This is a genomic window from Phormidium sp. FACHB-1136 (genome assembly GCF_014697375.1).
GTDB lineage: Bacteria > Cyanobacteriota > Cyanobacteriia > Phormidesmidales > Phormidesmidaceae > Nodosilinea.
Genome location: NZ_JACJRS010000255.1, coordinates 1 through 1,598, shown reverse-complemented (window position 1 = coordinate 1,598; position 1,598 = coordinate 1). Strand labels below are relative to the sequence as shown.

At 54.4% G+C, this 1,598-nt stretch carries 2 protein-coding genes; one reads left to right on the top strand and one right to left on the bottom strand.

The window, feature by feature from the left end:
• Positions 1-90 precede the first annotated feature (90 nt).
• The gene (locus H6G62_RS27180; RefSeq protein ID WP_190500953.1) at positions 91-339 is read right to left on the bottom strand and encodes a hypothetical protein; all 249 of its coding nucleotides are present in this window, start codon (positions 337-339) and stop codon (positions 91-93) included.
• Positions 340-786: 447 nt separating this feature from the next.
• On the opposite strand from H6G62_RS27180, the gene H6G62_RS27170 reads away from it, so the two are divergent.
• The coding region (locus H6G62_RS27170; protein ID WP_190500951.1) for an IS256 family transposase at positions 787-1,598 on the top strand (812 nt) is incomplete at its 3' end.

Below are 1,598 nucleotides of genomic sequence, written 5' to 3'. Positions count from 1 at the left end.
CAGAAAGGTTTCGCTTTCACCAACCTCAATCACGAAGGGACGGGCCATCCTTTCTACCCTCTCGAACGTCATCCTCTATTATGCTCAACTTCATGTCGGATTGGTATCATCTTCTGGAAGTTCTCCCTCTGCATTGCGATTCAATAAATCATGCAGTTGATTTTGAGTTGATAGAGAAAGGGCACTTTCTGCCAGGGCCACTAGCTCATCGTGACTTAATCCCGTGAGTAATTCAGAGTCGCTACGGGCAGCTGTTAGCTTGTGGTAGGTAGCTAAATCTAGCAAGACGGCCACTCTCTCGCCTGCTTCATCGGTTACGTAGCGTACATCCTGAACCATGTACGTAGCGTACATCCTGAACCATGGCTGACTCTGCAACTTGCATAAAATTAGTATGCCCCCATGCTAATTTTAGCAAGTGAAGCCTCGTCCTCAACCCAGAGCCTCCATGGTGGCAAGGTCTTCTTCTAGTTCTTCCTTGTCGTAGCTGGGCACCTCGATTAATTGCCTTATTGCGAATCTGAAGAGCCTGGAACCATTGGAGTCTCGTGCCCATTCTCAATAAGATTTGTATTTTTCGAGGTGCCCAGCTGCGCTGAATCCCTTCCTGACTCAGCAGTTCATGAAAATCCCACTTGCTGAGAGACGCCAATTCACGGGCTTTGCCAAAGGATAGTAGACCTTTTTGGTAAAGACGAGAGCTATGCTCATTTCTGGTGTATGGAGGGGAAAGAAGGAAGGGCGTATTCTGCTGGATGAAGTAAACCACCAGATCAGGAATACACCATGAATGACGACCATCTTATTGCATTGCCTTCAACCGAGACAACGGAGCACTTCAGCGATGCGCTGAGCGATCTGATTCGCCGGGGAGCCCGACAGATCATCGCCCAGGCGGTGGAAGCGGAGCTGGAAGACTTTCTGGCTCAGTATCGAGACCGTCGGGATGAGCAAGGACGGCAGGTGGTGGTGCGCAACGGCTACCTGCCCGAGCGCACGATTACGACAGGCGTTGGGGAGGTGGAGATTCAAGTACCGAAGGTGCGCGACCGCAGCGGCAGTGGCATCAAGTTCACCTCGGCGTTGTTGCCGCCGTACCTGAAACGGGCGCGGAGTGTGGAGGAATTACTGCCGTGGCTGTACCTCAAAGGGGTCTCCAGTGGGGACTTTGGTGAGGCGCTGTCATCGCTGTTGGGCGAAGCGCCGAAAGGGCTCTCTCCGGCCACCATCGGTCGGTTGAAAGCGAAATGGAGTGAGGAACACCGGTCGTGGCAGCAGCGGTCATTACAGCACCAGCGCTACGTCTATATCTGGGCCGACGGCATCTACGTCACCATCCGGGCCGATGAACGGCAGTGCCTGTTGGTCATCTTGGGGGTGACAGACAAGGGCCATAAGGAACTGCTGGGCCTGGAGATGGGGTATCGGGAATCGGAATTGAGTTGGAAAGCCCTGCGGCGGCGGCTCAAAGACCAGGGGCTCGACCAAGCACCTCACCTCGCCATTGGCGATGGGGCGTTGGGCTTCTGGAAAGCCCTGCCCCAGGTGTTTCCCACCACGAAGGCCCAGCGCTGCTGGGTGCATAAGACCGCGAACGT

Coding starts and splice junctions, on each gene's coding strand:
- H6G62_RS27180 (WP_190500953.1), bottom strand. CDS start 339: ATGGTTCAGGATGTACGCTACGTAACCGATGAAGCAGGCGAGAGAGTG.